The organism is Citrobacter sp. Cpo100 (genome assembly GCF_030332595.1).
In the GTDB taxonomy this organism is placed as follows: Bacteria; Pseudomonadota; Gammaproteobacteria; order Enterobacterales; family Enterobacteriaceae; genus Citrobacter; species Citrobacter portucalensis.
Genome location: NZ_JAOWHM010000029.1, coordinates 220,809 through 246,887, shown reverse-complemented (window position 1 = coordinate 246,887; position 26,079 = coordinate 220,809). Strand labels below are relative to the sequence as shown.

Here is a 26,079-nt window from a genome sequence, read left to right as displayed (position 1 = left end):
CAAATGTTATTTATTGGCAACGGTATTGTACGCACATTTTAATGAAATGTGAGGTGTTGGTATGATCTGGCTAAAATTGGTAGGGCCAATTGCGAGGGGAAATGAAGGACCGGGCAAGCGGATGTTGCCCGGTGGGAGATTAGAACTCGCTCTTCGCGAAGCCCGTCATCTCTTTCAGGCCCATTTCACGGCCAAGCTCGGTCATCGGGTGGACGACGATCAGGCCGCGCACGCTTTTCTTCAGTTTGCCCATGTCAGCCTGCTCTTTTTTGGTGATGGCCCGACGGAACGGAAGTTTTGTCAGCTTTTGCGCTTCTTTGCTCAGCTTCTGGCCGTGAACTTCACGCAGGCGTGCGATCTCGGCTTCCAGAGTTTCTTTCTCTTTTTCCAGCTCGGCGTATTTGTCGGCGGCTTCAACCAGGGACAGGTCTGCCTGCTGGTGGCGAATAGCGTCCAGACGATCGCTCAGGCGTTTAATTTCGTTTTTTTCGACTTCTTTCATAGGATAGCTTCTGATAAAAATAGGATGAATATCCTATAGTATGCGCGCAGAGCGGGATTATTCACAACTGCTCGAAGATAAATAATCAAATACCGTAAGTATTAATTAGCTAATGATAATGTTACTGCATTGATTAACAAGGAATTTTAAGCGATAAGATCGGCCGTGGTGCTTTTTATTGGCGTGTTCGTGGTGAAGCACGTTTTCCTCAATATAAACACCCAACTGATCCTAAACTTAAATGATCAACCGCACAGGCTGAGCGCGGTTAATACATGGAGGAGGGAAGATTATGGCGAAAATAGGTGAGAACGTTTCAATCCTGATTGATAAAACTGTCGATTTTATGGCTTCAAGCCAGGCTTTTCGCGAATATTTGAATAAAACACCGCCGCGCAACGTTGTCCCTTCAGAAATACCGCAGGAAAACGCGCAGCTATATCTGCAACGTCTGGCGTACTATCGGCAGCTGTATCGACCGCAGCAGGAAGAGAAATAAGCAAGCATCGTCTTATTTTTGAAAGGCTTTTTTTAAGCTGATTTTAGAAATCAGCTCGGTCAGGGAAAGGACCATGGTGGATCGTACCATCTGCTGGTAACGCTGGATCTGCATGGCATGCAAACCAGAGTCTGAGGTATCAAACTGGGGTGGCGGCGGGAGTGCCGTCACGCAGTGAAGTTCACCAAACGGTCCAAGAATTTCGTCGTCGGTGAATGCGTATTCATTGCCGTCGTGATTCAGCTCCTCCCGCAGCGCCATCAGCAGCTCCGCATCTTCGTACTCCGGGCGACTGAGTACGCCCAGGCCGTAGATTAACTTCAGACGAACGGAAAGATCGCCCAACGGACCATCGCCGTCGAGCAGCGGTTCTACGGCGTATTTCACCGCATAGTCGTCTTTGCGAAATACCTGAAGCACAAGGATATTCACCGCCTCGGTGAGCAGTTCTACGGCGGTGATGAGGAAGCTGCGTACGGTTTTGCCAGCATTCAGACGCTCAAGCACACGATTTTCAAAGGCCTGCGTTTGTTCCATTATTGCCTGCATATCTGACAATCTATTATTCAGGCGCAGGATATCCTGCGCCAGGTCCTGCATCATTTCTTTGCGTTATACGCGTTAACAGCCTCAAGCACGACATCACTATTGGCATCCAGCCCGGAAACTTGCGCCAGCGCGGCCTGTGGACCTTTTTCGTCAATCAGCGCGGCCAGTTCCTGTGCCTGCGGATCTTCTTCGCTGCGATAGTGCATCGCTGCCGCAATACCGGTAACCAGATTCGCATGCGGCAAACCATATTCCAGCGTACCCAGCAGCGGTTTAATCAGGCGGTCGCCTGCGCTCAGCTTACGCAGCGGCTGACGACCCACGCGCTCAACGTCATCTTTCAGATACGGGTTTTCAAAACGACCGAGGATTTTCTGAATGTATGCCGCATGTTTTGCTGCATCAAAGCCATAGCGTTTGATCAGTACCGCGCCGCTCTCTTCCATCGCACCTTTTACCACTGCGCGGATTTTCTCGTCGAGAATCGCGTCACGGATGGTCTGATGACCGGTCAATTTTCCGAGGTACGCGGTTATAGCATGCCCGGTGTTCAGCGTGAAGAGTTTACGTTCGACAAATGCCATCAGGTTATCAGTTAATTCCATTCCTGGGATATTTGGCAGTTCACCTTTGAACTGTGTTTTGTCGACAATCCACTCACTGAAGGTTTCGACGGTAACTTCCAGCGGATCGTTGGTTGCTGAAGCTGAAGGCGGAACAATGCGGTCCACGGCAGAATCGACAAAGCCAACATGTTCTTCAACCCAGGCTTTATCTTCATCTGCTAACGCGTTCATTACATGGCCTTTCAACTGGGTCGTTCCGCGCACCATGTTTTCACAAGCGATGATATTTAGTGGAGTAGCGATGCCCTGCGCCTTGCGTTTAACCAGTCCTTTGGCGATGGCTGGAGCGATACGCTCAAGTACAACCGGACCGACGGCGGTAGTGACTAAATCTACGTGGGCAATCAGTTCAACAACATCATCGCCGATGCTGCTTACAGCGTTGACGCCGGAGACGGTATCAACCTGCTCATTTTCACCCACGACATGAACCTGATAGCTATGACGGGCATTCAGGGCATCGAGCACGACCTGATTTACATCCGCGAACGTCAGCTGTATCCCCGCGTCCGCCAGCAGTTTGCCGATAAAGCCACGACCGATATTACCTGCGCCAAAATGTAATGCTTTCATAGTATTAACCTTCATTAATGTTTTTACCCAAGAGGGCTGGGGTGAGGCTTTTCCCTCAACCTAACCCTCTCCACAAGGGAGAGGATTTTGTAGGCCCGGTAAGCGTGAGCGCCACCGGGCAATAACGCTTACTTACGACCTGCCAGCAGTTCCAGAACTTCATCCACGCTGGTGGTATGGGCCAGACGTTCGATCACGGATTCATCATCCAGAGCGTTGGTCAGGCTGGTAATCACCTGGATGTGCTCGTTGTTACGCGCTGCGATACCAATAACCAGACGGGCAATATCGTCTTCTTCTTCACCGAAGCGAACGCCTTCCGGGTACTGGCAGAACACCACACCGGTTTTCAGCACGCGGTCTTTGGCTTCAACCGTACCGTGCGGTACTGCGATGGACTCACCCAGGTAAGTCGGGGTCAGTTTTTCGCGGTCCAGCATCGCCTCGACGTATTCTGGCTCAACGTAACCACCTTTCACCAGTTGCTCACCAGCAAAGCGAATCGCTTCTTCTTTGTTAGCCGCTTTACGGCCAAGGAAGATGTTCTCCGCACCCAGTTTGAACAGGTGGGTATCACCCTCTTCAAAGCTGTCTTTCAGGTGGTCGCGAACTTTCTCCTCGTTCACGTTGTGGCGCTGCGCAGCGACCAGACGTTCGGTCAGGTTGGAGTACAGACCGCTGTCGAGGAAGTTGGTCAGCGAAATGTGCTGTGCCTGAGGCACCTGGCGCATCGCGCGTTCGGTCAGGTCACGGTGGGTAATGACCAGATCCACATCCGGCGGCAGATTATTAATCGCGCTGTTAGTGACGGAAATCTGAGACAGCCCTGCATCCTGTACTTTCTTACGCAGTACGCCCGCACCCATGGCACTGGAACCCATTCCGGCATCGCAGGCAACGATGATTTTACGCACATGGCTCAGGTCGTTGGTGACGTCGCCAGCCGCCAGCGGGGATGCGCCTTTGGATTCCGCTTTCATGTCGTGCATACGACGGGTTGCGGCATCAATGTCATCATCTTCTTTCACTTTGCTGGTTTTCAGCAGAATGGCTGAGACCACAAAGGAGACTGCCATAGCCGCACAGATAGCAGCGATGTTAGCGAAGTAAGCTCCCTTAGGTGTCATTGCCAGCACGGCCAGGATAGAACCCGGAGACGCCGGAGAAACCAGACCGCCGTTCAGGATAGTCAGGGTAAATACGCCAGTCATACCGCCGAGAATAACGGCCAGGATCAGGCGCGGGTTCATCAGCACGTACGGGAAGTAAATTTCGTGGATACCACCCAGGAAGTGGATGATAGCCGCGCCGCCTGCAGACTGCTTAGCGCTGCCGCGACCGAAGAACATGTACGCCAGCAGGACGCCCATACCCGGACCCGGGTTTGCTTCAATCAGGAAGAAGATGGATTTGCCCATCTCATGGGACTGCTGAATACCCAGCGGTGAGAAAATACCGTGGTTAATGGCGTTGTTGAGGAACAGGATTTTCGCCGGTTCAACGAAGATAGACGCCAGCGGCAGCATGTCATGGACAACCATGAAGTTAACGCCTGCCGCCAGAATTTTGGACAGTGCTTCAACCAATGGACCAATGCCAAGGAATGCCAGAATGGCGAGGATCATACCGATGATGCCAGCGGAGAAGTTATTCACCAGCATCTCAAAACCGGATTTGATCTTACCGTCTACCCAGTTGTCGAAGTGTTTGATCGCCCAGCCGCCCAGTGGACCTGCAATCATCGCGCCGAGGAACATTGGCATGTCCGCACCGACGATAACGCCCATGGTGGTGATTGCACCAACTACGCCGCCACGCTCGCCGCCAACCAGTTTACCACCGGTATAACCGATCAGTAGCGGCAGCAGATAGGTGATCATCGGGCCGACCAGCTTCGCCAGCGTTTCGTTCGGCAACCACCCTGTCGGAATGAATAATGCGGTGATAATACCCCACGCGATAAACGCGCCGATATTTGGCATCACCATGTTGCTGAGGAATCGACCAAAGCTTTGCACCTTGATCTTAATATCGGATGACATAAAAACACCCCTTCTTATGTTTGCTATCACGCAGGCTGAAAGCCCGAGGTTTGTTAATGTAGCGGCAGGAGGTAGCCGGACCCTGTAGATACTGCGAAATCTGGCACTGAATCGTTCAACTGTCCAGTCGACGGCCTTTTATGTGACATTCGTCACGTAAATATAGGGTGTATGGCGTTAGTTAATGTGATTTTCATCACAAAATACCGGTACAAAAAAACATCGCAGTGCAATAATTCGCTGAAAATGAGGATTAAATGTGAAGTAATTCACATTTTTGCTTTCCTTGTTTGTTGGATTTTTGTGATGTGAATCGCAAAGTATTTTCATCTGAAATTTATCAGATGTGATCTGCGGCAGGTTCTACCCCCGACATTTTTTATTGCAAAACAAAGCAATTTCTCACCAGAAAAAATATTTATTTTGTGGTATGGCAAAAACCCTTAACTCCAGTTATGTTCAAAACATCAGCCAGGGTGCATACGGCTGCCGGCATAAAAAAACTCTAATTAGCGTGAATTCGAGGCAGGTATGTTTCTAAATTATTTCGCGTTGGGCGTGCTGATTTTCGTATTTCTGGTTCTGTTTTATGGAATCATCGCCATCCACGATATCCCCTATAACATGGCTAAGAAGCGCAACCATCCCCATGCCGATGCCATCCATACTGCAGGATGGGTGAGCTTGTTCACTCTTCATGTTATTTGGCCGTTCCTGTGGATCTGGGCCACGCTCTACCAGCCTGAAAAGGGATGGGGAATGCAGTCACACATCACACCGACCGGAAAGGAGTCAGACCCTGAGATTGCCGCGCTGGCAGCGCGAATCACCCAGTTGGAAAAAAGACTGGATGGGGAGAAAAAAACCGATAACTCCACCTTTCCGGAGATTTAATCATGGATTTGTTGATAGTCCTGACCTATGTGGCCTTTGCCTGGGCCATCTTTAAAATATTCCGTATTCCGGTAAACCAATGGACGCTTGCTACCGCTGCATTAGGTGGGGTGTTCATTGTTGCGGGATTGATTTTATTAATGAACTATAACCACCCATATACCTTTACGGCGCAAAAAGCGGTTATTTCAATTCCGGTCACTCCGCAAGTCACAGGAATTGTTAGTGAGGTAACGGATAAAAATAATCAGCTAATTAAAAAAGGCGATGTGCTGTTTAAGCTCGATCCGGTACGGTATCAGGCGCGTGTCGACAGGCTGCAGGCTGATCTGGTTACCGCTACGCACAACATCGACAACCTGAAAGCACAGTTGTCGGAAGCGGTCGCCAATACCACCCGTGTATCTGCTGAACGTGACCGTCTGTATAAAGATTATCAACGCTATTTGAAAGGCAGTCAGGCGAAGGTTAACCCGTTCTCTGAAAGCGATATCGATAACGCCCGGCAAAACTATCTGGCACAAGATGCGCTGGTCAAAGGCTCGGTTGCAGAACAGACGCAGATTCAGAGCCAATTAGACAGTATGGTCAACGGTGAGCAATCTCAGGTTGCGTCCCTACGTGCCCAGCTTGCCGAGGCTAAATACAATCTTGAACAGACGGTAGTTCGTGCCCCCAGCAACGGTTATGCCACGCAGATTTTAATTCGTCCGGGGACTTACGCAGCAGCATTACCTTTGCGTCCGGTAATGGTGTTTATTCCTGAGCAAAAACGGCAAATCGTGGCGCAATTCCGCCAGAACTCGCTGCTGCGCCTTAAACCGGGCGATGAAGCGGAAGTGGTGTTTAATGCGCTGCCTGGCCAGGTTTTCACCGGCAAGCTGACCAGTATTCTTCCGGTCGTTCCGGGCGGTTCTTATCAGGCGCAGGGCGCATTACAGTCCTTAACGGTGGTGCCGGGTACCGATGGGGTGCTGGCCACGATTGAGCTGGATCCGAATGCCGATGTGGATGCGCTGCCGGACGGTATCTATGCTCAGGTTGCAGTCTATTCCGACCATTTCGCCCACGTGTCGGTAATGCGTAAAGTACTGCTGCGCATGACCAGTTGGATGCATTACCTTTATTTGGATCATTGAGACTGCCATCACCTGCCATTTTCAGTGACCTGAGCCATACTAAGCGGTGTCCCACTATCGTTGGGCACCGCTTTTTTGTTGGCAAAAAGGACCCGGCATGAAACTCATTGGCAGCTATACCAGCCCTTTTGTGCGTAAAATTTCTATTCTGTTACTGGAAAAGGGCATCACCTTCGAATTTGTGAATGAACTCCCCTATAACGCGGATAGCGGCGTGGCGCGCTATAACCCGTTAGGTAAAGTACCCGCGTTGGTCACCGATGCGGGCGAGTATTGGTTTGATTCTCCTATCATTGCGGAATATATAGAGCTACTGGATATTGCACCAGCCATGCTGCCGCGTGATCCGCTGGCTGCGCTGAAGGTACGCCAGTTGGAAGCGTTGGCAGACGGCATTATGGATGCCGGTTTAGTTTCGGTGCGCGAACAGGCTCGCCCTGCCGCGCAGCAGTCAGAAACTGAATTGTTACGTCAGCGTGAGAAGATCACCCGTAGTCTGGATGTGCTGGAAGGCTATCTGGCGGATGGTACGCTGAAAACGGATACGGTTAACCTGGCAACCATTGCGATTGCCTGCGCCGTCGGTTATCTCAATTTCCGTCGGGTTGCGCCTGGCTGGTGTGTTGATCGCCCCCGTCTGGTCAAACTGGTGGAAACGCTCTTTCAACGCGAGAGTTTTGCCCGTACAGAACCGCCAAAGGCTTGATGCGTATTATGTCCGCCTGAGCAAAGTCACGGTACAATCCTTCCTATATCGATATCCCTCTCCACGGTGGAGAGGGCCACCAACAGCCAGGCCCTTTCATGACAACCGACATGCGTTCACTCTACAGCCAGCTTCCTGCTATCGATCGTTTATTGCGCGATAGCGCCTTCCCAGCCTTACGTGAATCTCACGGCCATACCCGGGTGGTTGACCTGCTGCGTCACATGCTCGATGAAGCCAGAGAAGCTATTCGCGACACGCACGCGCTCCCGGCATGGTGTGAGGACTGGGCACAAGAAGCCAGCGCCCGGCTGGAACGAGAATCGCAAAGCGCGCTACGCCCGGTGATTAACCTGACCGGAACGGTGCTGCATACTAACCTTGGGCGCGCGTCGCAGGCTGAAGAAGCAATTGAAGCGGTGGTACAGGCGATGCGCACGCCGGTGACGCTGGAATATAGTCTGGATGATGCCGGGCGAGGACATCGGGATCGGGCCCTGGCGGATTTACTCTGCCGTCTGACGGGGGCGGAAGACGCCTGTATCGTCAATAACAATGCGGCAGCTGTTCTACTGATGCTGGCCGCCACGGCGAACGGCAAAGAGGTGGTTGTTTCTCGCGGCGAGCTGGTGGAAATTGGCGGCGCGTTTCGTATTCCGGACGTCATGTGTCAGGCCGGATGCATTTTGCGTGAGGTGGGGACCACCAACCGGACCCATGCGAAAGATTACCGCCAGGCGGTGAATGAAAACACCGGTCTGCTGATGAAAGTGCATACCAGTAATTACAGCATTGAAGGCTTCACAAAGTCGGTGGATGAGGCGGAGCTGGCCGTAATTGGCCAGGAACTGGATGTACCGGTGGTGGCGGATCTGGGCAGTGGTTCGCTGGTCGATCTCAGCCAGTATGGTTTGCCGCAGGAGCCGATGCCGCAGCAACTGATTGCCGCTGGCGTCAGTCTGGTGAGTTTCTCCGGCGATAAACTGCTGGGCGGGCCGCAGGCTGGGATAATTGTCGGTAAAAAAGAGATGATCGCTCGTTTGCAGAGCCATCCGCTGAAACGCGCATTACGGGCAGATAAAATGACACTGGCTGCGCTGGAAGCGACGCTACGGCTCTATCTGCACCCGGAAGCACTGGCGGAGAAGTTGCCGACGTTGCGCCAGCTCACCCGCTCACAAGAAGCGATCCACGCGCAGGCACAGCAATTACAGGCACAGCTTGCAGAGCATTACGGTGATGAGTTCGCCCTGAATGTGATGCCTTGCCTGTCGCAGATTGGCAGCGGCTCACTACCTGTTGATAGGCTGCCCAGCGCGGCGCTAACCTTTACCCCACATGACGGGCGCGGGAGCCGCCTCGAAGCGTTGGCAGCCCGTTGGCGTACGCTGCCCGTGCCGGTTATTGGGCGAATTTATGATGGCCGCTTATGGCTGGATCTGCGCTGCCTTGAAGACGAGACCCGGTTTATGGAGATGATGCTGAAATGATTATTGCAACCGCCGGACACGTTGACCACGGAAAAACAACGTTATTACAGGCGATTACCGGTGTGAATGCCGACCGTCTGCCGGAAGAAAAAAAGCGCGGCATGACCATCGATCTCGGCTATGCCTACTGGCCGCAGCCGGATGGGCGGGTGCTGGGGTTTATCGACGTTCCCGGACACGAAAAGTTTCTGTCCAACATGCTGGCGGGGGTCGGCGGCATCGATCACGCGTTGCTGGTGGTGGCGTGTGATGATGGCGTAATGGCGCAAACCCGTGAGCATTTGCAAATTCTGCAGCTGACGGGCAATCCGCAGATCACCGTGGCACTCACGAAAGCCGACCGCGTAGACGAAGCAAGAATTGAAGAGGTGCGTGCGGAGATTCAGTCCACGCTGGGGAATTATGGTTTCGCGGAGTCGGTGCTTTTCGTCACTGCGGCCAGTGAAGGCCGTGGTATCGAGGAACTGCGTGACCATTTGTTGCAATTAACGTCGCGCGAGCATGCCCGCGATCACAGCTTCCGCCTGGCGATTGACCGTGCCTTTACGGTCAAAGGCGCAGGGCTGGTGGTGACCGGGACGGCGCTCAGCGGTGAAGTGAATGTCGGTGACACGCTGTGGCTCACGGGCGTCAACAAACCGATGCGCGTACGTAGCCTGCATGCACAAAACCAGGCCACCGACCGCGCGCAAGCGGGACAACGTATTGCGCTGAATATTGCCGGCGATGCGCAAAAAGAAGAACTAAACCGCGGCGACTGGCTGCTTTCCGATGCGCCGCCAGAGGCTTTTACCCGCGTGATTGTTTCTTTAGAACATGCCGCGCCGCTGATGCAGTGGCAACCGTTGCATATTCACCACGCGGCCAGCCATGTCACCGGGCGTATCTCTCTGCTTGAAGGGACACTAGCTGAGCTGGTGTTTGATACACCACTCTGGCTTGCCGATAACGACCGTCTGGTGCTGCGTGATATTTCTGCCCGTACAACGCTGGCAGGTGCACGTGTTGTGACGCTTAATCCGCCGCGACGCGGAAAGCGTAAGCCGGAATATTTGCAGTGGCTGTCGGCGCTGGAAAACGCGCAGACTGACGGTGACGCCCTGGCGCTGCATTTGACGCGTGGGGCGGTGAATATTCCTGATTTCGCATGGGCGCGTCAGCTCAATGGCAATGGTATGCGTCCGTTGATTGAGCAACATGGTTTTATTCAGGCGGGATACAGCCTGTTGAATGCCCCCGTTGCCGCGCGCTGGCAGCGGAAAGTTCTCGATACGCTGGCGACCTACCATGAGCAGCACCGTGATGAACCAGGGCCCGGGCGCGAGCGCCTGCGCCGTATGGCTTTGCCGATGGAAGACGAAGCGCTGGTATTGCTGCTAATTGAAAAGATGCGCGAGAGTGGCGCGATCCATAGCCATCATGGCTGGTTACATTTGCCGGAACATAAGGCGGGTTTCAGCGATGAGCAGTTGGCAATCTGGCAAAAAGTAGAACCGCTTTTTGGCGATGAGCCGTGGTGGGTGCGCGATTTGGCAAAACAGACGGGAACGGATGAACAGATGATGCGTGTGGCGTTACGACAAGCGGCACAGCAAGGCATCATTACCGCGATCGTGAAAGATCGTTATTACCGTAACGATCGGATTGTGGCCTTTGCCAATATGATCCGCGAACTGGATCAGGAAAGGGGATCGACATGTGCCGCCGATTTTCGCGACAGGCTTAACGTTGGGCGCAAATTGGCTATCCAAATTCTGGAATATTTTGACCGCATTGGTTTTACTCGCCGTCGGGGAAATGATCATTTATTACGCGATGCCTTGCTGTTCCCTGAAAAATAATGAAACAATTAATTCATGGATTAAATGAATTAATACAAAATAGATGTTGATTGAAATAAGCACATTAGATTATGAACCTAATGTGCTTTTTAATTGTAAGTGTTATTAAAATAACAACCACGATCATATTTTGTTGGAAATTTCACTCGTATGCTTCCTACCTCTTTAGAGTAATTAAGGATCGTACAATGGCTGCTTCAACATTTTTTATTCCTTCCGTGAATGTAATCGGCGCTGACGCATTAAAAGACGCAATGAATACAATGGCGGAATATGGTTTTCGCCGTACGCTGATTGTTACGGATGCCATGCTGACGAAATTAGGTATGGCTGGCGATATTCAAAAAGCGCTACAGGAACATGATATTTCCAGCGTAATTTACGATGGTACGCATCCTAACCCCACGACCAGTAACGTTGCCGCTGGCCTGAAAATGCTGAAAGAAAATGACTGTGATAGCGTTATTTCTCTCGGTGGCGGCTCTCCTCATGATTGTGCGAAGGGCATTGCGCTGGTGGCGGCTAATGGTGGCGATATTCGTGACTACGAAGGTGTAGACCGCTCTGCAAAACCGCAGCTGCCGATGATCGCCATCAACACCACGGCGGGTACGGCATCTGAAATGACCCGCTTCTGCATCATCACTGATGAAGTACGCCACATTAAAATGGCGATTGTGGATAAGCATGTTACACCGCTGCTGTCCGTCAATGACTCCTCGCTGATGGTCGGTATGCCGAAGTCTCTGACGGCGGCTACCGGTATGGATGCGCTGACTCACGCTATCGAAGCCTATGTTTCTATTGCTGCGACCCCCATTACCGATGCGTGCGCGCTTAAAGCCGTCACCATGATTGCGGAAAACCTGCCGGTCGCCGTGGAAGAGGGCGGCAATGCTCAGGCGCGCGAAGCCATGGCCTATGCGCAGTTCCTCGCAGGTATGGCCTTTAACAATGCCTCCCTTGGCTACGTGCATGCGATGGCGCACCAGCTGGGTGGCTTCTACGATCTGCCACACGGAGTATGTAATGCCGTACTGCTGCCGCATGTACAGGTATTTAATAGCAAAGTTGCTGCCGCCCGCCTGCGCGATTGCGCGGCTGCGATGGGCGTTAACGTGGCTGGACTGAGCGAAGAGCAAGGGGCGGAAGCCTGCATCGCGGCGATCCGCGAACTGGCGCAGAAAGTGAATATTCCGGCTGGGCTGCGTGAGCTGAACGTGAAAGAAGAAGATTTTGCCGTTCTGGCGACTAATGCCCTGAAAGATGCCTGTGGTTTCACTAACCCGATTCAGGCGACACATGAAGAAATCATGGCGATTTATCGTGCTGCCATGTAATTCGTGATACCTGTCGTAAAGCAGTAAAAGGCTGGCGAATAATTCGCCAGTCCCGTCTACCCTTGTAGTACCCCTACAGCAAGGAGACGGTCATGACCAATAACCCCCCTTCAACGCGTATTTATCCCGGCGAGTATGGTTACCCTCTGAAGTTAAAAGCCCGATACGATAACTTTATCGGCGGTGACTGGATCGCACCGGTGGACGGTGAGTATTACCAAAACCTGACGCCGGTCACCGGGCAATTACTGTGCGAAGTGGCCTCTTCCGGCAAAAAGGACATCGATTTGGCACTGGATGCCGCGCACAAAGCAAAAGACAAATGGGCGCAGACTTCCGTGCAGGACAGGGCGGCGATTTTGTTCAAAATTGCCGATCGTATGGAGCAAAATCTGGAGCTGCTGGCGACGGCTGAAACCTGGGATAACGGTAAACCCATCCGTGAAACCAGCGCGGCAGATGTGCCGCTGGCAATTGACCATTTCCGCTATTTCGCGTCCTGTATTCGTGCACAGGAAGGGGGAATAAGCGAAGTTGATAGCGATACCGTGGCGTATCACTTCCATGAACCTCTTGGCGTGGTGGGGCAAATTATCCCGTGGAACTTCCCGCTGTTGATGGCCAGCTGGAAGATGGCGCCTGCCCTGGCTGCCGGTAACTGTGTCGTGCTTAAACCTGCGCGCCTGACGCCGCTGTCCGTGTTGTTGCTGATGGAAGTTGTCGGCGATCTGCTCCCGCCTGGCGTGGTGAACGTGGTAAACGGCGCGGGTGGGGAAATCGGTGAGTATCTGGCGACGTCAAAACGCATTGCAAAAGTGGCGTTTACCGGCTCAACGGAAGTTGGGCAGCAGATCATGCAGTACGCCACGCAGAACATTATCCCTGTTACGCTGGAGCTGGGCGGGAAATCCCCCAATATCTTCTTCGCGGACGTGATGGATGAAGAAGATGCGTTCTTTGACAAAGCGCTGGAAGGTTTTGCATTGTTTGCCTTCAACCAGGGCGAAGTATGTACCTGCCCGAGTCGGGCGCTGGTACAAGAATCCATTTACGAACGTTTTATGGAAAGAGCCATACGTCGGGTGGAAAGTATCCGTAGCGGCAACCCGTTAGACAGCGTGACGCAAATGGGCGCGCAGGTGTCGCATGGTCAACTGGAAACCATTCTGAATTACATCGACATTGGTAAAAAAGAAGGGGCAGATGTTCTCACCGGCGGGCGGCGCAAGCAGCTGGATGGCGAGTTAAAAGAGGGGTACTACCTCGAACCGACTATTCTGTTTGGTAAGAACAACATGCGGGTTTTCCAGGAGGAGATCTTCGGACCGGTGCTGGCCGTCACGACCTTCAAAACTATGGAGGAAGCGTTGGAAATCGCTAATGATACCCAATATGGGCTTGGCGCTGGCGTCTGGAGTCGTAACGGAAATCTGGCGTACAAAATGGGACGTGGGATTCAGGCGGGGCGAGTTTGGACCAACTGTTACCATGCTTACCCGGCACATGCGGCGTTCGGCGGCTACAAGCAGTCGGGTATCGGGCGCGAGACGCATAAGATGATGCTTGAGCATTATCAGCAAACCAAATGCCTGTTAGTGAGCTACTCTGATAAACCACTGGGGCTGTTTTAATTTCACGTCACCTACTGCCCGGTCGCGTTTAGCGTACCGGGCATCAAGTTATGTCCTCAGGTAAGTGGCTGGGGTGAACGAACGCAGCCAACAAAGAAGCAGCTCAAAAGACGACGGGTATATAGAAACCCATATATCGTTATATAAATAAGATAATTGCATCCAATCTGGTCATTCCAATACTATTATCAACTCTATTGTTTAAATCAAATTGCATCCGAATTCCTTAATTTAAATCCCTGAGGCAAATATGTTCCTTAATTATTTTGCATTAGGAGTGCTTATTTTTGTATTCCTGGTCATTTTTTACGGGATTATTATTCTGCATGATATTCCCTATCTAATTGCAAAGAAACGTAACCATCCTCATGCCGACGCAATACATGTTGCGGGTTGGGTTAGTTTGTTTACCTTACATGTTATTTGGCCCTTTTTATGGATCTGGGCAACGCTTTATCGCCCGGAACGCGGGTGGGGCATGCAGAGCGCGGATTCTTCCCTGATCCAGCTTCAGGCAAGGGTTGCGGATCTGGAAAAGAAACTGGGTGAGGCCAAGACCTCTCCGGCGGAGTAATATCGATGGATTTACTGATTGTTCTGACCTATGTGGCGTGTGCATGGTCAATATTTAAAATTTTTAAAATTCCTGTAAATAAATGGACAGTTCCTACCGCGGCATTAGGCGGTATATTCATTGTTTGCGGACTTATATTACTGATGAATTATAACCATCCGTATACATTTAAGGCACAAAAAGCGGTAATTTCTATTCCCGTGGTGCCGCAGGTAACGGGTGTAGTGACAGAAGTGACGGATAAGAAGAATACGCTAATCAAAAAAGGCGAGGTTCTGTTTAAGCTTAATCCAGGGCGTTATCAGGCGCGGGTCGATCGCCTGAAGGCTGATATTGTTACCGCACAGCATAAAGAGCAGGCTCTGGTTGCGCAGTTAGACGAAATGAAAGCCAACACGCAGCGGGCAAAGGCCACGCGTGACAAACTGGCAAAAGATTACCAGCGCTATGCGCAGGGGAGTCAGGCGAAGGTGAATCCTTTTTCTGAACGCGATATCGACGCGGCGCGCCAAAACTACCTGGCGCAGGAAGCTTCGGTGAAATCCTCCGTTGCAGAACAACAGCAAATTCAGAGCCAGTTGGACAGCCTGGTACTGGGTGAGAATTCGCAAATTGCCAGCCTGAAAGCACAGCTAGCGGAAGCAGAGTTCAACCTGGACCAGACCGTGGTTCGCGCGCCCAGCGATGGTTACGTCACTCAGGTGCTGATGCGCCCAGGAACCTATGCCGCCGCGCTGCCGATGCGCCCGGTCATGGTATTCATCCCGGATCAGAAACGACAAATTATCGCCCAGTTCCGTCAAAACTCGCTGTTGCGACTGGAGCCAGGCGATGAAGCGGAAGTGGTGTTTAATGCCCTGCCGGGTAAGGTGTTTAGCGGTAAACTGGCCGCCATTAGTCCGGCAGTACCGGGTGGTACATACCAGTCGAACGGGGCACTGCAATCTTTAAACTCTACGCCTGGTTCGGAAGGGGTAATCGCCACGATTGAGCTGAACGACAATGCGGATGTGAATGCGTTGCCTGATGGGATCTACGCGCAGGTCGCCGTTTACTCTGATCACTTCGAACATGTGTCGGTCATGCGCAAGGTGTTGCTGCGGATGACCAGTTGGGTTCATTACCTGTATCTCGACCACTAAGCGCAGGCTATTCGCTTACTCAGGCTGTCGTATCGCCTGAGCAAGCTGCTGACGTATCTCCGCGAGCATTGCATCGAGAATATACTGCACTCGCCAGGGCTGGTATTCACGCTTGCGGAAAATCGCCACTAAATCCAGCCACCATTCATGTTGTTCTGAGAAACACGGGACCAGCATCTCGGAACGACAATCTTTTTGCACACTTTCATTTGGCGCAAAAACAATCCCCAAATGGTTACGCGCCAGCGCCAGTGCCGATTGTGTATTGTCGCAGATGTAATTTCCCGTCACACGATAGTCGCGCATCTTTTTGTCTTCAGCAGAATTGAATCGCCAAATGTTGGCATCATCAATCATCATAGAATCAATTAGAATGCAGGAATGGTTAACTAATTCATCAGGACTACTAATAGGATTCTTGGTGAGATATTCCCGACTGGCAAAAGCAATAACCGCATATTTAGTGATAAAACTGGCGACCAGTGATTCATCTTTAGGATGAGCATAGGAAAGTAAAATATCACAATCGTCAGGAAAGTCGACGCCTTCATAAAATGCTTTGCGATCCAGGTTATAGGTTTTTAGCACCAGACTGATATCGCCAATATCCATAATTTTTGCAATAACATGTTGCGATAAGTAAGCAATAATTCCGGTTGGTGCATATACCGTTACTTTGCCACGTTTCTCGTGCTTATAATCAGCAATGAAATTATTTAACTGCTCATTTCTGTCTAACATGTCATTGATGTAAGGAAGTAACGCAATACCAAACGGCGTGAGGGTCAGTTGTCTGGTGGTGCGGTCAAATACCTTTAGCCCAACTTTTGATTCAAAATCAGCAAGATACTTACTTACGTTGGCCTGAGCAATGCCGAGAACAGTAGCGGCATGGCTGATATTTTCACTGGCAGCAATTACCGAAATAATCTTCAGTTCCCGGTGTTTAAGTTGTAATTTATTCATCGCCAAGCCCAATATATATAATTTTATATATATTACTATATAAATATGAACCTTGCACCGATGAAATTGTAAGCATTATTATGCACCCGCTTTGTAGCTTATTTTAAAATGGAATGTTGGCATGTTAATTAAACACAATATTGTGGCGCTGCTCGCCTTTTCTTTTATGGCGAGTGCAACTGCCGCAGAATTTTCTATTGGCGCTGGCGCTGTATATAATGAATCACCTTATCGCGGGTATAATGATAATGTTCACGCAGTACCGCTTGTCAGTTATGAAAGTGAATCATTTTATTTTAGGCAAACAACGCTAGGTTATATTTTGTCTAAGAGTGAAAGTAATGAATTTAGTATTACTGCCTCTTATATGCCGCTGGAGTTTGATCCCGGTGACAATGACGATCACGCGATGAAAGCGCTGGATAAGCGTGACGCAACTGCAATGGCGGGTGCTGCGTGGTATCACCATGAAAGATGGGGTAGCGTGAAACTCTCCGCCGCTGCGGATGTGCTGGACAACAGTAATGGCTGGGTAGGGGAAGTTTCACTGTTCCGTCCAATGCCGATGGGCAAGCTGACGCTGACGCCATCAATTGGCGTGCTCTACTATGACGAAAAATTCAATGAATACTACTACGGCATTTCGGGTAATGAGTCCCGTCGTAGTGGTTTATCAAGCTATTCCCCAGGCGATAGCTGGACACCGTATGTTGGCCTGTCCGCTAAATACGCATTAACCACTAACCTGACGCTGCTGGCAAGCGCCAACTATAGCGCACTGCCGGATGACATTAAAAATAGCCCGATGGTTGATCGTGATGACAGCTTCACCTTTATGTCCGGTCTGACCTGGCGTTTCTGATTCTCACCCGTTTGTCCTCAGGGAGGAGGGCAATCTTTTCATGAGACATTGACGGATGGGGGCTAACCGCCGCCATCCGCCTTATTATTACTGCTCGTTTATCCAGATACGCATTTCGCCTTCACCACGGTTTGCCCAGCTAAACCACGGAATAAACGTCAATGTATGCGCCTGGCGCGAAGCTGGGGAAACATCGTAGTGCCACAACGATTGTTGTGCTGCATCGGCAGTACTTTGCTTCACGCCTTCAGCCTGAATTAACATTTTATGGCTGAACAATCCCTTACCCTCGAATACTCTGAACTCACTCTCTTTTGGCAACCACAGGTTATGCAATTCCTCACCGTTATCGGCCTGCTCCAGGCAATACACCAGCGGTCCACGCTGAATGGCGACCTTACCGGCGACATGACGCACTAATGGATTTCCGTATACCCGACGCACCGGCATTGGCAGGGTCAGACTGAGCGTATCGCCTTCCTGCCAGGTTCGGCTGATGTGCAAATAGCCTTTGCGAATATCCTGCTCAACTGGCTGACCATTCAGTAAAACCTGCGGTGCGGTACACCAGTCTGGCAGGCGCAGGGCCAGGGTGTGATATATCGACTGCGGTGATTCGATGGCGATTTTCACCTGCTCATGCCATGGATAATCCCCGCTAATGCGCAGCTTGAGCGAGCCATCCGCCACGGGGACTTCCATGCTATTGCCCACGTACATATTGATATACAGCGCGTCCTGACGTGGTGTGTAGATGTAATGACCAATAGAGGTGAGTACACGGGCGATATTCGGCGGGCAACAGGCGCAGCCAAACCAGCGCTGACGAACGGGTTTCACGTGGTCATAAATATGATTGAATTTTAATGATTTAGGATGCACTTCCAGCGGGTTCACATAGAAGAAGTGCTTGCCATCGAGCGCCATCCCGCCCAATACGGTGTTATACAGGGCGCGCTCCATCACGTCGGCATACTGGCTGTCTGCCTCCATCTCCAGCATTCTGCGGGCGAACATCATTAGACCGATTGAGGCGCAGCTTTCCGCATACACGGAGTCGTTAGGCAGATCGTAATCGCTGCTAAACGCCTCTCCGCTGCTTTGTGAACCGATCCCGCCGGTAATGTACAACTGACGCTGGGCCATGTTTTTCCACAGACGCAGGCAATCCTGACGCTTGCCTTCGTCCTGACTCAAGCGTGCCAGATGCGCCACGCCGGTCATCAGATAAACAAAACGTACTGCATGACCGATCGCCGTTTGCTGTTCTGAAATGGGCTGATGAGCCTGGCTATAGGGTTTGTCTTTCACCATCCATGCCGGGCCGTAAGTATGCCAGTAAGAGGTTTGGCCGCGCTTTTCGTACTCTTCGTCATAGAAATGGGGTTGCGCGCCGCGCTGCTCCACAAAGTAATTTACCAGCGCCATGTAGCGTGGTTGTTGGGTCACTTCGTATAAGCGCATTAACGCCAGCTCAACTTCCGGGTGTCCCGGATAGCCGCGCAGTTGATTCTCTCCAAGCCCGAAAACGTTATCGATGTGGTCCGCCAGACGGCACACTACGTCTAAAAGACGACGTTTTCCCGTCGCCTGAAAGAACGCGACGCCTGCTTCGATCAAATGACCTGCACAGTACAACTCATGACACTCGGCGAGGTTAGTCCAGCGTTCATCCGGGGCTTTCACTGTAAAGTATGTATTGAGATAGCCGTCTTCACACTGCGCAGCGGCCACCAACTCGATGACCTCATCTGCGGTTTTCTCAAGTTCCGCATCAGGTTTCTGGCACAGGGACCAGGCGACTGCCTCCAGCCATTTCGCTACGTCGCTATCCTGAAAAACCATGCCGTAAAATTCGCCATCCTGCAGTCCTGCGGCGATACGAAAGTTCTCTATCGCATGACTTGGTTCCGCCTCTGCAATGCGGTCATTCAGCGCATCCCACTGGTAGGGGATCACTACATCACGGACCAACTGTTGGTATTGTCCGAGGAACGGATCGCTGACGGTGAGCTTATGCAGGTCGACTTCCAGTACGTTCATTTCGTGCTCCTTAAGGCTGTACATGACGCAGACGCAGATCGGTGGCAATGCGCGACATCATCGGATTATTGAGTTTGCAGATGCGGATAGACAGCGCCAACAGCAGGTGGAACAGCGCGGGAAGCAGCGTCTCCATCGCGGTAATTCCTTGCAGCGAACTGGCGGTTTGGTTACCAGCGCCTGGCTGATAGGCGACAAAAATAAATAACAGGCTGATGATCCCCGCGCTTGAGGCCCAGGCCAGCTTGATGAAAAACAGGTTGAAGGCGAAATTCATGCCGGAAGAACGCACGCCGGTTTTCCACTCGCCGTAATCGTCGGCAAAGGCCATCAGCGAGAAGTGCAGAGGCAGCGTAAAGCCCAGAATAATGCCGTTGCCGAGAATAACCGCCAGCCATAATGTTTGATAAGCCGGACCGGTCGGCAGGAACCACATCATCACTGCCAGGGCTGCCAGCACCAGGTTGGTGTAGTAATAGAGTTTGACGGTATCTATACGGCGGGTCAGCGGGCTGACAACCACTGAACCGATGATGGACGCAAAGGTCACCATGGTGAAAAACAGCGACGTGTAAGCGGTACTGCCTTCCAGCACGTAGGTAATGAAATACATGTACCCGCCGCCACGAATATTGAAGACGTTAATCAGCAGGAAAGACATCACCAGCATTAGCAGCAACTGGTCATTTTTGCGTAGCCCACCAATGTGTTCACGCAGGGTAAATTTCCCCATCATCGCCAGCGGCACACGCTCGCGAACCCAGAAGAAGCAGCACAGGAACATCACCACAGCGATGGCGCACAGGATGCCCACGCCGAACTGATAACCCTGCGCGACATTGCCCTGACCCAGAATATCCACCATCCACGGCAGACCAACGGAGACAAGGAATCCCGCCACGCCGCACAGCACAAAGCGCCAGGACTGACAGGCGATCACCTCGTTATGGCGGGTCGTCATGGTGTTGATCAGCGCACAATACGGTACGTTGATGGCGGTATAGCCGACAGAGAGTAGTAGATAGGTGCCGAATGCCCAGGCGATTTTTACGCTCATGCTGGCGTCAGGGACGGTAAACGTGAGTACGCCAATGATGCCAATGGGAATTGCCACCCACAGCTGCCATGGGCGAAAACGCCCCCAGCGGCTTTGCGTGCGGTCGGCAAGTATGCCCATTATCGGATCGGAAATGGCATCAAATACGCGCAGGGCAATAAACAATGTGCCGACCAGCGCGGGCGTTAACCCGAAGACATCGGTGTAGAAAAATGTCAGGAAGTTCATGATCAGACAGGTAATTACCGTCCCGCCTGCATCGCCTAACCCATAACCTATTTTTTCACGCAGGGATAATTTGTCGTCCTGGGCACGCTGTGCCAAATCAGATGTCGTAATCGGAGCCGAAGTCATAAATAACTCCCGGAGAGGATGTTCAGAAAGTATCCCGCTACGTTGCGGGTTATTTGTTTGTAATTTGCAAAGTACGTTATTTATTCTGCACGAAATGTTTGGGTCAACAAGGGAAGAGAAAAGTATAAAAAGATGACAATTCCGACTTCATTATAAAAATGTGATTTCGATCCAGCGAAAAGCAAGTTTATCGTGAATAATCAATAATAAAGAGCAGTTTAAATAATGCAAAAAGCGGGAATTTGAATATATATGCTCGAATTATCCATGTCTCTTCCGATTAAAGTGCAAAATGGTGGGCTATTTATTTCCCGAGGTGTGGGAAGCCATCCGGCGCGGCAATTGCAATCCTGGGAAATCATCTTTGTCGAAAAAGGGACATTAACGATTCGCGAAGGCCAGACTGTTTTTTGCGTGAATGCTGGAGAAAGTTTGCTGTTATGGCCGCAGCGTTCGCATATTGGTGTGGGACAGTTTCCGGCTGATTTAAAATTTTACTGGCTACACTTTGAGGTGACAGCAGAAAACGATGCTTCACTTACAGAACCGTTGCTTGCGATTCCTCAGCATGCCCGGGTTAGCGAGCCACAATATATTATTTCGCTGTTTCGCCAGTTCTTACGTGAGCAGGAAAATATTCATCGCAGCGTTGCGCTGGAACTGATCCTACTGCTGATTTTGCAGCAAATCTCCGCGGCGGCTAGTGAGCAACCCGCAGATAGCCCCGGTAATGCGCTGGCATGGAAAGCGCAACAAATAATCCACACCCAGTTCCATCTGCCGATTAGTGCTTCAACTCTGGCGAAAGAGCTGCATTGCAATGCGGATTATCTGGGGCGTGTATTCCGTAGCGCTTTCCGGCTGACGCTAACTGAAGCATTGCATCGTCAGCGGGTAAGGGCAGCGGAAAAGTTGTTGATCAGTGACTCGCTGTCACTTACCGAAGTGGCGATTAAATGTGGATTTAATGATGTGGGTTACTTTCGCAAAATCTTTCGTAAGCATACCAGCCTGACGCCTGCGGCGTGGAAAAGGCGCTACTGCAAAGAGCATATTAATTCGGCGTAAATGAGGATCGCCGGGTGGCGCTATGCTTACCCGGCCTACAAAATTGCAGGCAATCCCCAAAGTCGTTCAGGCACCTAACAGTATTTAACCGTTTCCCCTGTCCGATCAAAGCGTCAGGGGCGGTCTCTCTGGCACTCTGTGGTTTTCACGCAGAGGGAGGGGGCAATGAACGCGTTTATTATGGCGGATGCGGCAAAATGTATTGGGTGTCGTACCTGCGAAGTTGCCTGCGTCGTCGCGCATCAGCAAAATCAGGACTGTGCTTCGGTCTCTTCTTCTGCGTTTATACCGCGGATTCGGGTCATCAAAGACGACGCCTTTACCACGGCGGTCGCCTGCCATCAATGCGAAGACGCTCCCTGTGCGAATGTTTGTCCAACTCACGCCATTCGTCGTGAACATGGGCATATCTTCGTTGAACAGGCACGTTGTATTGGTTGTAAAAGCTGTATGCTGGCCTGCCCGTTTGGGGCAATGAATGTCGTTGCCCGTTCGTCGCGGGCGCAGGCGATAAAATGCGATTTGTGCTGGCATCGCGAGACGGGGCCCGCGTGTGTCGAGGCCTGCCCGACCAGCGCGTTGCAGTGTATTGATGCCGTCAGTATTCAGCGACAGCGCCTGCGTTCACAGCCGCTGTGAAGTGAGCCCGACCCGCACCTGGGTCGGGTTTGCGTTAGCCTTCCAGCCAGGCGCGTTCGATCTCTTCCGCCAGAATCTTCACGCCAGCTTCGATTTTCTCCGGCTCTGGCACGTAGTTCATCCGCATGCACTGATGGGTATGCGGCCAGGGTTTATCCAGCCCCGGGAAGAAGTAGTCACCAGGAACCATCAGTACGCCGCGCGCTTTCAGGCGCTGATACAACAGTTCTGTGGTGATCGGTAAATCTTTGAACCATAGCCACAGGAAAATCGCGCCTTCAGGTTTATGGATAAGGCAGCGATCTTCAGACAAGTAGCGGCGAATAATCGCAATCGTCTCCTGAACGCGCTGATAGTAAAACGGCTTGATAACCGTTTCGGACAGACGCAGCAGATCGTTACGTTTAATCATCTCGCACATCATCGCCGGTCCCATCCCGCCAGGTGCAAGGCTGATGATGCCGTTCATATTGGTAATCGCAGTGATGATTTTTTCATTCGCGATAATGATACCGCAGCGGGAACCTGGCAGACCCAGCTTGGAAAGGCTCATGCACAACACAATGTTGGGGTTCCACAGCGGGCGTGCTTCGCTAAAGATAATGCCAGGGAATGGTACGCCATAGGCGTTATCAATCACCAGCGGGATCCCATGCTGGTTGGCCAGCCGGTCCAGCTTCATCAGCTCGTCGTCGGTGATCACGTTGCCTGTCGGGTTAGTGGGGCGCGATACGCAGATCATCCCTGTCTCTTCACCGATGTGCAGGTGTTCAAAATCAACGTGATACTTAAACTGGCCTTCCGGTAGCAGCTCAATGTTCGGACGTGCTGAGACGAAGAGATCTTCTTCCAGCCCGGAATCTGCATAGCCAATGTATTCCGGCGCTAACGGGAATAACACTTTTTGCGTTGTTCCGTCAGCGCGGCGTCCGGCGAACAAATTGAATAAGTAGAAAAACGCGCTCTGACTGCCATTTGTCAGTGCAATATTTTGTGGCTCGATATCCCAACCCTGCTTCTCACGTAGCAGTTTCGCCAGTTCAGACAGTAGCTCGGTTTTCCCTTGCGGACCGTCATAATTGCAAAGCGCATCAGTGGCTTTGCCGTTTGCCAGCATATCTGTCAGCAGAGACTGGAAGTAATTTTGCATCTCTGGAATTTGCGCCGGATTACCACCGCCGAGCATGATGGCGCCTGGGGTGCGTAAACCGTCGTTGAGGTCCTCCATCAGGCGGGTGATGCCTGAATGGCGGGTAAATTTGTCGCCAAAAAGTGAGAATGTCATAGCAGGGGGTCTGTCGAACTGAGTAGTAAAGTGGCTAACCATAGCGCTACCTATGGCAGGGTGCAAATCAGGGGGAGCGGGCTGGATTGATGTTTTGTGCTACAGATGCTTGCCTGGCTGGTTTTTTATTTTGTGTTGGGTTTCCCGCTGTATGCACAGCGGGAAGCCTGTTGGGATCAGGGCTGACCGGCCCACACCACCATCACCTTATCGTCGCCATGCTCGCGGATAAATCCGTATCCCTGCTTCAATGTCAGCGTGGTCTGTTTACCAGCACCGATGGCGGGATGTCTGGCCCGGAACTGACTGATGCGCTGCCAGTGAGTGACGCTGGCGGCAGATTTCCCGGCCACATCCGGCCAGTTCATTTCTGAGCGCGTACCCTGCAATGGGTCTGAACCTGTTGGTCCAAAGGGCCGGACCGATTCGTCGCCGTAAAAGAGTTGTACCGCGCCTGGCGCCAGCAGCAATAGCTCGGCGGCTTTGTCTCCACCTTCGCGGAACAGACGCGTATCGTGCGAGGAAAGATAGCTCAGGACGTTGAAATCCTGTAGTTTTTCAGCCATTTGTTGCCAGGTGACATCCATATTTGCCAGACAATCGACGGCCTTTGCCGCCTGCTCCTGATAGTCGAAATTGATCATCGCATCAAAGCCGTGACGGTAATAGTCGCTTTGCATCACGCCGTGACCCCAGGCCTCGCCGGTCATCCAGAAAGGTTTGTCATCCAGCGCTTTATCCGGGTTCGCTTTCTTCCATTCAACCAGCGCCGCGCTGGCCTGTGTTTTTAACTGCTGCCAGGCGGGAAGTTCGACGTGTTTGGCGGTATCGACCCGAAACCCGTCAATCCCGTAATCACGCACCCACTGGCTGAGCCAGTGGGTCAGATAATCTCGGGGCGTGTAACCAGCAATAGCTTTAGCGTGCGTATCTGGTTTGTGTAGATAAAAGTTTGGCAGCCCGGAAGGCGTGGTGGATTCGGTTTTCAGATCGGGCAGGAAAGCCAGCGACATGGTTAGGTCGTCAAAACCCGGATTGTCGTAATCACCAATATCGGTGCGGATCCAGTTTTTCCCCCACCATTTTTCCCAGCCTGCTTTATCGCTGAAGTTGATGTAATCATTAAAGCTGTGCCAGCTTTGCCCGGCGGCTGGCTTCCATTCCGTCCAGCGTTCACCGAGCGTGTTTTTCAGTTCATCGCCCGACAAGTACAATGCCCCAAAATGATACTCCTGCATATCCGCCAGCGTGGCGTAGCCGGTATGATTCATGACGACATCAAACAGGATGCGAATGCCGCGCTGGTGCGCGCCGTCAACCAGCGCACGCAGGTCAGCTTCATTACCCATATTCGCGTCGAGCGTGGTCCAGTCCTGAGTGTAATAGCCATGGTAAGCATAATGGGGGAAATCGCCTTTGGTGCCACCGCCGACCCAGCCGTGAATTTGCTCAAACGGTGCGCTGATCCACAGGGCGTTGATGCCTAACTGTTGTAGATAGTCGAGTTTGCTGGCCAGACCGCGCAAATCGCCCCCGTGGAAAGTACCAATTTCCTGCATGCCGTCGTTGCGACGCCCGTAGCTGTGGTCGTTGCTCGGGTCACCATTTACAAAGCGGTCTGTCAGGACGAAATACACCGTAGCGTTATGCCAGTCGAAAGCGGCCGGGGCATCGGTTTCCGCCCGTTCCAGCAGCAACAGTCCGTTACTGGCTGCGGCAGGCTGTAGGGTAATCGACCCATTTTTTACCGTTGCCGTTTTCTGGCTGTAGAAATCGCGCACCACGGCACCTTCCGGAAAGGTCTGGCTCACATCCAGTGTTAACGGCGAACCATCCCATTTCGGGCACTGGCGAATCTGGGTCGTGACAGGGTCTGCGGCGCTTTTTACCGAGAGCATCAACGTTGGCGTTCCGGAGCGGGTATCCACTTCCAGTGTGTAATCGCCGTCTTTGAATAAGCGCCACTGCGGCGGGGCGCCTTCACACGGTTTTAGCGACAGCATCTGGTTGAGTTTTATCGCATCAGCAGGCTGCCAGCACTGTTGGTCAAAATTTAGGATTAAAGGACGCGTACCCTTCGTCAACGCTGCATGGCTGACGAATTTACCCGTACCTTCCGCTTCGAAGGTGGGGAGTCCCTGAGAAGTCCATGATGAGGCGATGGCAATGCCGGGCATGAGCGCCAGCGCAACGGCGGCAAGTTTCATAATGCTGTCCTTGGTGCTGCGATTTTCGCCAGTTTGCCAGTGAAATCAGG

At 51.9% G+C, this 26,079-nt stretch carries 22 protein-coding genes; 13 read left to right on the top strand and 9 right to left on the bottom strand.

What is annotated here, in order from left to right; translation table 11 throughout:
- Window positions 1-139: 139 nt before the first annotated feature.
- Window positions 140-502: a YibL family ribosome-associated protein gene (locus tag OGX96_RS06470; protein ID WP_008786458.1), complete on the bottom strand. Its 363-nt coding sequence runs from the start codon at window positions 500-502 to the stop codon at window positions 140-142.
- Between the two features lie 292 nt (window positions 503-794).
- On the opposite strand from OGX96_RS06470, the gene OGX96_RS06465 reads away from it, so the two are divergent.
- A complete protein-coding gene (locus OGX96_RS06465) occupies window positions 795-1,001 on the top strand; it encodes a hypothetical protein (protein ID WP_032945348.1) in 207 nt (68 codons plus the stop codon).
- A 12-nt stretch (window positions 1,002-1,013) separates the two neighbouring features.
- Here the strand turns inward: OGX96_RS06465 and mtlR are convergent, their stop codons facing one another.
- From mtlR to mtlA, 3 genes are all read right to left on the bottom strand, one after another.
- Window positions 1,014-1,601: a mannitol operon repressor MtlR gene (mtlR, locus tag OGX96_RS06460; RefSeq protein WP_003024179.1), complete on the bottom strand. Its 588-nt coding sequence runs from the start codon at window positions 1,599-1,601 to the stop codon at window positions 1,014-1,016.
- Window positions 1,601-2,749 (bottom strand): mannitol-1-phosphate 5-dehydrogenase, encoded by a 1,149-nt coding sequence (mtlD, locus tag OGX96_RS06455; RefSeq protein WP_020996057.1) that lies wholly within the window; start codon window positions 2,747-2,749, stop codon window positions 1,601-1,603. Before mtlD ends, mtlR begins: the two co-directional genes overlap by 1 nt.
- A gap of 128 nt (window positions 2,750-2,877) precedes the next feature.
- Window positions 2,878-4,791 (bottom strand): PTS mannitol transporter subunit IICBA, encoded by a 1,914-nt coding sequence (mtlA, locus tag OGX96_RS06450; protein ID WP_008786455.1) that lies wholly within the window; start codon window positions 4,789-4,791, stop codon window positions 2,878-2,880.
- 531 nt (window positions 4,792-5,322) lie between these two features.
- Here mtlA and OGX96_RS06445 point away from each other — a divergent pair.
- The 9 genes from OGX96_RS06445 (at window position 5,323) to OGX96_RS06405 (ending at window position 15,548) form a co-directional block, all read left to right on the top strand.
- On the top strand, window positions 5,323-5,685 hold the full coding sequence (locus tag OGX96_RS06445) for a DUF3302 domain-containing protein (RefSeq protein WP_003827338.1): 363 nt from the start codon (window positions 5,323-5,325) through the stop codon (window positions 5,683-5,685).
- Between the two features lie 2 nt (window positions 5,686-5,687).
- Window positions 5,688-6,824, top strand: coding sequence for an HlyD family secretion protein (locus tag OGX96_RS06440; RefSeq protein WP_003827339.1), 1,137 nt, complete (start codon window positions 5,688-5,690; stop codon window positions 6,822-6,824).
- 97 nt (window positions 6,825-6,921) lie between these two features.
- Entirely contained in the window at window positions 6,922-7,530 is a 609-nt protein-coding gene (locus tag OGX96_RS06435) for a glutathione S-transferase (protein ID WP_008786453.1), read from the top strand.
- A gap of 98 nt (window positions 7,531-7,628) precedes the next feature.
- Entirely contained in the window at window positions 7,629-9,020 is a 1,392-nt protein-coding gene (gene selA, locus OGX96_RS06430) for an L-seryl-tRNA(Sec) selenium transferase (protein WP_008786452.1), read from the top strand.
- On the top strand, window positions 9,017-10,861 hold the full coding sequence (gene selB / locus OGX96_RS06425; RefSeq protein WP_286582481.1) for a selenocysteine-specific translation elongation factor: 1,845 nt from the start codon (window positions 9,017-9,019) through the stop codon (window positions 10,859-10,861). Before selA ends, selB begins: the two co-directional genes overlap by 4 nt.
- A 188-nt stretch (window positions 10,862-11,049) precedes the next feature.
- On the top strand, window positions 11,050-12,201 hold the full coding sequence (gene yiaY, locus OGX96_RS06420; RefSeq protein WP_235126189.1) for an L-threonine dehydrogenase: 1,152 nt from the start codon (window positions 11,050-11,052) through the stop codon (window positions 12,199-12,201).
- Between the two features lie 92 nt (window positions 12,202-12,293).
- Window positions 12,294-13,832, top strand: coding sequence for an aldehyde dehydrogenase AldB (gene aldB / locus OGX96_RS06415; RefSeq protein WP_008786449.1), 1,539 nt, complete (start codon window positions 12,294-12,296; stop codon window positions 13,830-13,832).
- Window positions 13,833-14,082: 250 nt separating this feature from the next.
- Window positions 14,083-14,406, top strand: coding sequence for a DUF3302 domain-containing protein (locus OGX96_RS06410; RefSeq protein WP_003024200.1), 324 nt, complete (start codon window positions 14,083-14,085; stop codon window positions 14,404-14,406).
- A gap of 5 nt (window positions 14,407-14,411) precedes the next feature.
- The gene (locus OGX96_RS06405) at window positions 14,412-15,548 is read left to right on the top strand and encodes an HlyD family secretion protein (RefSeq protein WP_003827345.1); all 1,137 of its coding nucleotides are present in this window, start codon (window positions 14,412-14,414) and stop codon (window positions 15,546-15,548) included.
- Window positions 15,549-15,563: 15 nt separating this feature from the next.
- Here OGX96_RS06405 and OGX96_RS06400 read toward each other — a convergent pair whose 3' ends face one another.
- Complete coding sequence (locus OGX96_RS06400; protein ID WP_020996058.1) at window positions 15,564-16,514, bottom strand: LysR family transcriptional regulator; 951 nt, start codon at window positions 16,512-16,514, stop codon at window positions 15,564-15,566.
- 121 nt (window positions 16,515-16,635) lie between these two features.
- Between OGX96_RS06400 and OGX96_RS06395 the strand changes: the two genes are divergently transcribed.
- Window positions 16,636-17,376, top strand: a complete 741-nt coding sequence (locus tag OGX96_RS06395; RefSeq protein ID WP_267445374.1) for a MipA/OmpV family protein — start codon at window positions 16,636-16,638, stop codon at window positions 17,374-17,376.
- Between the two features lie 87 nt (window positions 17,377-17,463).
- Here the strand turns inward: OGX96_RS06395 and OGX96_RS06390 are convergent, their stop codons facing one another.
- Window positions 17,464-19,419 (bottom strand): glycoside hydrolase family 127 protein, encoded by a 1,956-nt coding sequence (locus tag OGX96_RS06390; protein WP_079934338.1) that lies wholly within the window; start codon window positions 19,417-19,419, stop codon window positions 17,464-17,466.
- A 10-nt stretch (window positions 19,420-19,429) separates the two neighbouring features.
- On the bottom strand, window positions 19,430-20,830 hold the full coding sequence (locus OGX96_RS06385; protein ID WP_079934337.1) for an MFS transporter: 1,401 nt from the start codon (window positions 20,828-20,830) through the stop codon (window positions 19,430-19,432).
- Window positions 20,831-21,082: 252 nt separating this feature from the next.
- Here OGX96_RS06385 and OGX96_RS06380 point away from each other — a divergent pair, with 252 nt between their 5' ends.
- Both OGX96_RS06380 and OGX96_RS06375 read left to right on the top strand, forming a co-directional pair.
- The gene (locus OGX96_RS06380; RefSeq protein ID WP_003827350.1) at window positions 21,083-21,898 is read left to right on the top strand and encodes a helix-turn-helix domain-containing protein; all 816 of its coding nucleotides are present in this window, start codon (window positions 21,083-21,085) and stop codon (window positions 21,896-21,898) included.
- A 165-nt stretch (window positions 21,899-22,063) separates the two neighbouring features.
- Window positions 22,064-22,537 carry a 4Fe-4S dicluster domain-containing protein gene (locus OGX96_RS06375; protein WP_048227301.1) on the top strand — a complete coding sequence of 158 codons (474 nt, stop codon included), beginning with the start codon at window positions 22,064-22,066 and terminating at the stop codon, window positions 22,535-22,537.
- A 34-nt stretch (window positions 22,538-22,571) separates the two neighbouring features.
- On the opposite strand, the gene avtA is transcribed toward OGX96_RS06375, so the two are convergent.
- Both avtA and malS read right to left on the bottom strand, forming a co-directional pair.
- Window positions 22,572-23,822 (bottom strand): valine--pyruvate transaminase, encoded by a 1,251-nt coding sequence (gene avtA, locus OGX96_RS06370; RefSeq protein ID WP_003837697.1) that lies wholly within the window; start codon window positions 23,820-23,822, stop codon window positions 22,572-22,574.
- 176 nt (window positions 23,823-23,998) lie between these two features.
- Entirely contained in the window at window positions 23,999-26,029 is a 2,031-nt protein-coding gene (malS, locus tag OGX96_RS06365; protein ID WP_286582477.1) for an alpha-amylase, read from the bottom strand.
- Between the last annotated feature and the right edge of the window lie 50 nt (window positions 26,030-26,079).

Excerpts from the sequence above, each read along its gene's own strand:
- OGX96_RS06400 (WP_020996058.1), bottom strand. The coding sequence starts at position 16,514 with ATGAATAAATTACAACTTAAACACCGGGAACTGAAGATTATTTCGGTA.
- avtA (WP_003837697.1), bottom strand. The coding sequence starts at position 23,822 with ATGACATTCTCACTTTTTGGCGACAAATTTACCCGCCATTCAGGCATC.
- aldB (WP_008786449.1), top strand. The coding sequence starts at position 12,294 with ATGACCAATAACCCCCCTTCAACGCGTATTTATCCCGGCGAGTATGGT.
- yiaY (WP_235126189.1), top strand. The coding sequence starts at position 11,050 with ATGGCTGCTTCAACATTTTTTATTCCTTCCGTGAATGTAATCGGCGCT.
- OGX96_RS06435 (WP_008786453.1), top strand. The coding sequence starts at position 6,922 with ATGAAACTCATTGGCAGCTATACCAGCCCTTTTGTGCGTAAAATTTCT.
- OGX96_RS06395 (WP_267445374.1), top strand. The coding sequence starts at position 16,636 with ATGTTAATTAAACACAATATTGTGGCGCTGCTCGCCTTTTCTTTTATG.
- OGX96_RS06470 (WP_008786458.1), bottom strand. The coding sequence starts at position 502 with ATGAAAGAAGTCGAAAAAAACGAAATTAAACGCCTGAGCGATCGTCTG.
- OGX96_RS06440 (WP_003827339.1), top strand. The coding sequence starts at position 5,688 with ATGGATTTGTTGATAGTCCTGACCTATGTGGCCTTTGCCTGGGCCATC.
- malS (WP_286582477.1), bottom strand. The coding sequence starts at position 26,029 with ATGAAACTTGCCGCCGTTGCGCTGGCGCTCATGCCCGGCATTGCCATC.
- OGX96_RS06375 (WP_048227301.1), top strand. The coding sequence starts at position 22,064 with ATGAACGCGTTTATTATGGCGGATGCGGCAAAATGTATTGGGTGTCGT.
- selA (WP_008786452.1), top strand. The coding sequence starts at position 7,629 with ATGACAACCGACATGCGTTCACTCTACAGCCAGCTTCCTGCTATCGAT.
- mtlA (WP_008786455.1), bottom strand. The coding sequence starts at position 4,791 with ATGTCATCCGATATTAAGATCAAGGTGCAAAGCTTTGGTCGATTCCTC.
- OGX96_RS06390 (WP_079934338.1), bottom strand. The coding sequence starts at position 19,419 with ATGAACGTACTGGAAGTCGACCTGCATAAGCTCACCGTCAGCGATCCG.
- OGX96_RS06405 (WP_003827345.1), top strand. The coding sequence starts at position 14,412 with ATGGATTTACTGATTGTTCTGACCTATGTGGCGTGTGCATGGTCAATA.
- OGX96_RS06465 (WP_032945348.1), top strand. The coding sequence starts at position 795 with ATGGCGAAAATAGGTGAGAACGTTTCAATCCTGATTGATAAAACTGTC.
- mtlD (WP_020996057.1), bottom strand. The coding sequence starts at position 2,749 with ATGAAAGCATTACATTTTGGCGCAGGTAATATCGGTCGTGGCTTTATC.
- OGX96_RS06410 (WP_003024200.1), top strand. The coding sequence starts at position 14,083 with ATGTTCCTTAATTATTTTGCATTAGGAGTGCTTATTTTTGTATTCCTG.
- OGX96_RS06445 (WP_003827338.1), top strand. The coding sequence starts at position 5,323 with ATGTTTCTAAATTATTTCGCGTTGGGCGTGCTGATTTTCGTATTTCTG.
- mtlR (WP_003024179.1), bottom strand. The coding sequence starts at position 1,601 with ATGCAGGACCTGGCGCAGGATATCCTGCGCCTGAATAATAGATTGTCA.
- OGX96_RS06385 (WP_079934337.1), bottom strand. The coding sequence starts at position 20,830 with ATGACTTCGGCTCCGATTACGACATCTGATTTGGCACAGCGTGCCCAG.
- selB (WP_286582481.1), top strand. The coding sequence starts at position 9,017 with ATGATTATTGCAACCGCCGGACACGTTGACCACGGAAAAACAACGTTA.
- OGX96_RS06380 (WP_003827350.1), top strand. The coding sequence starts at position 21,083 with ATGCTCGAATTATCCATGTCTCTTCCGATTAAAGTGCAAAATGGTGGG.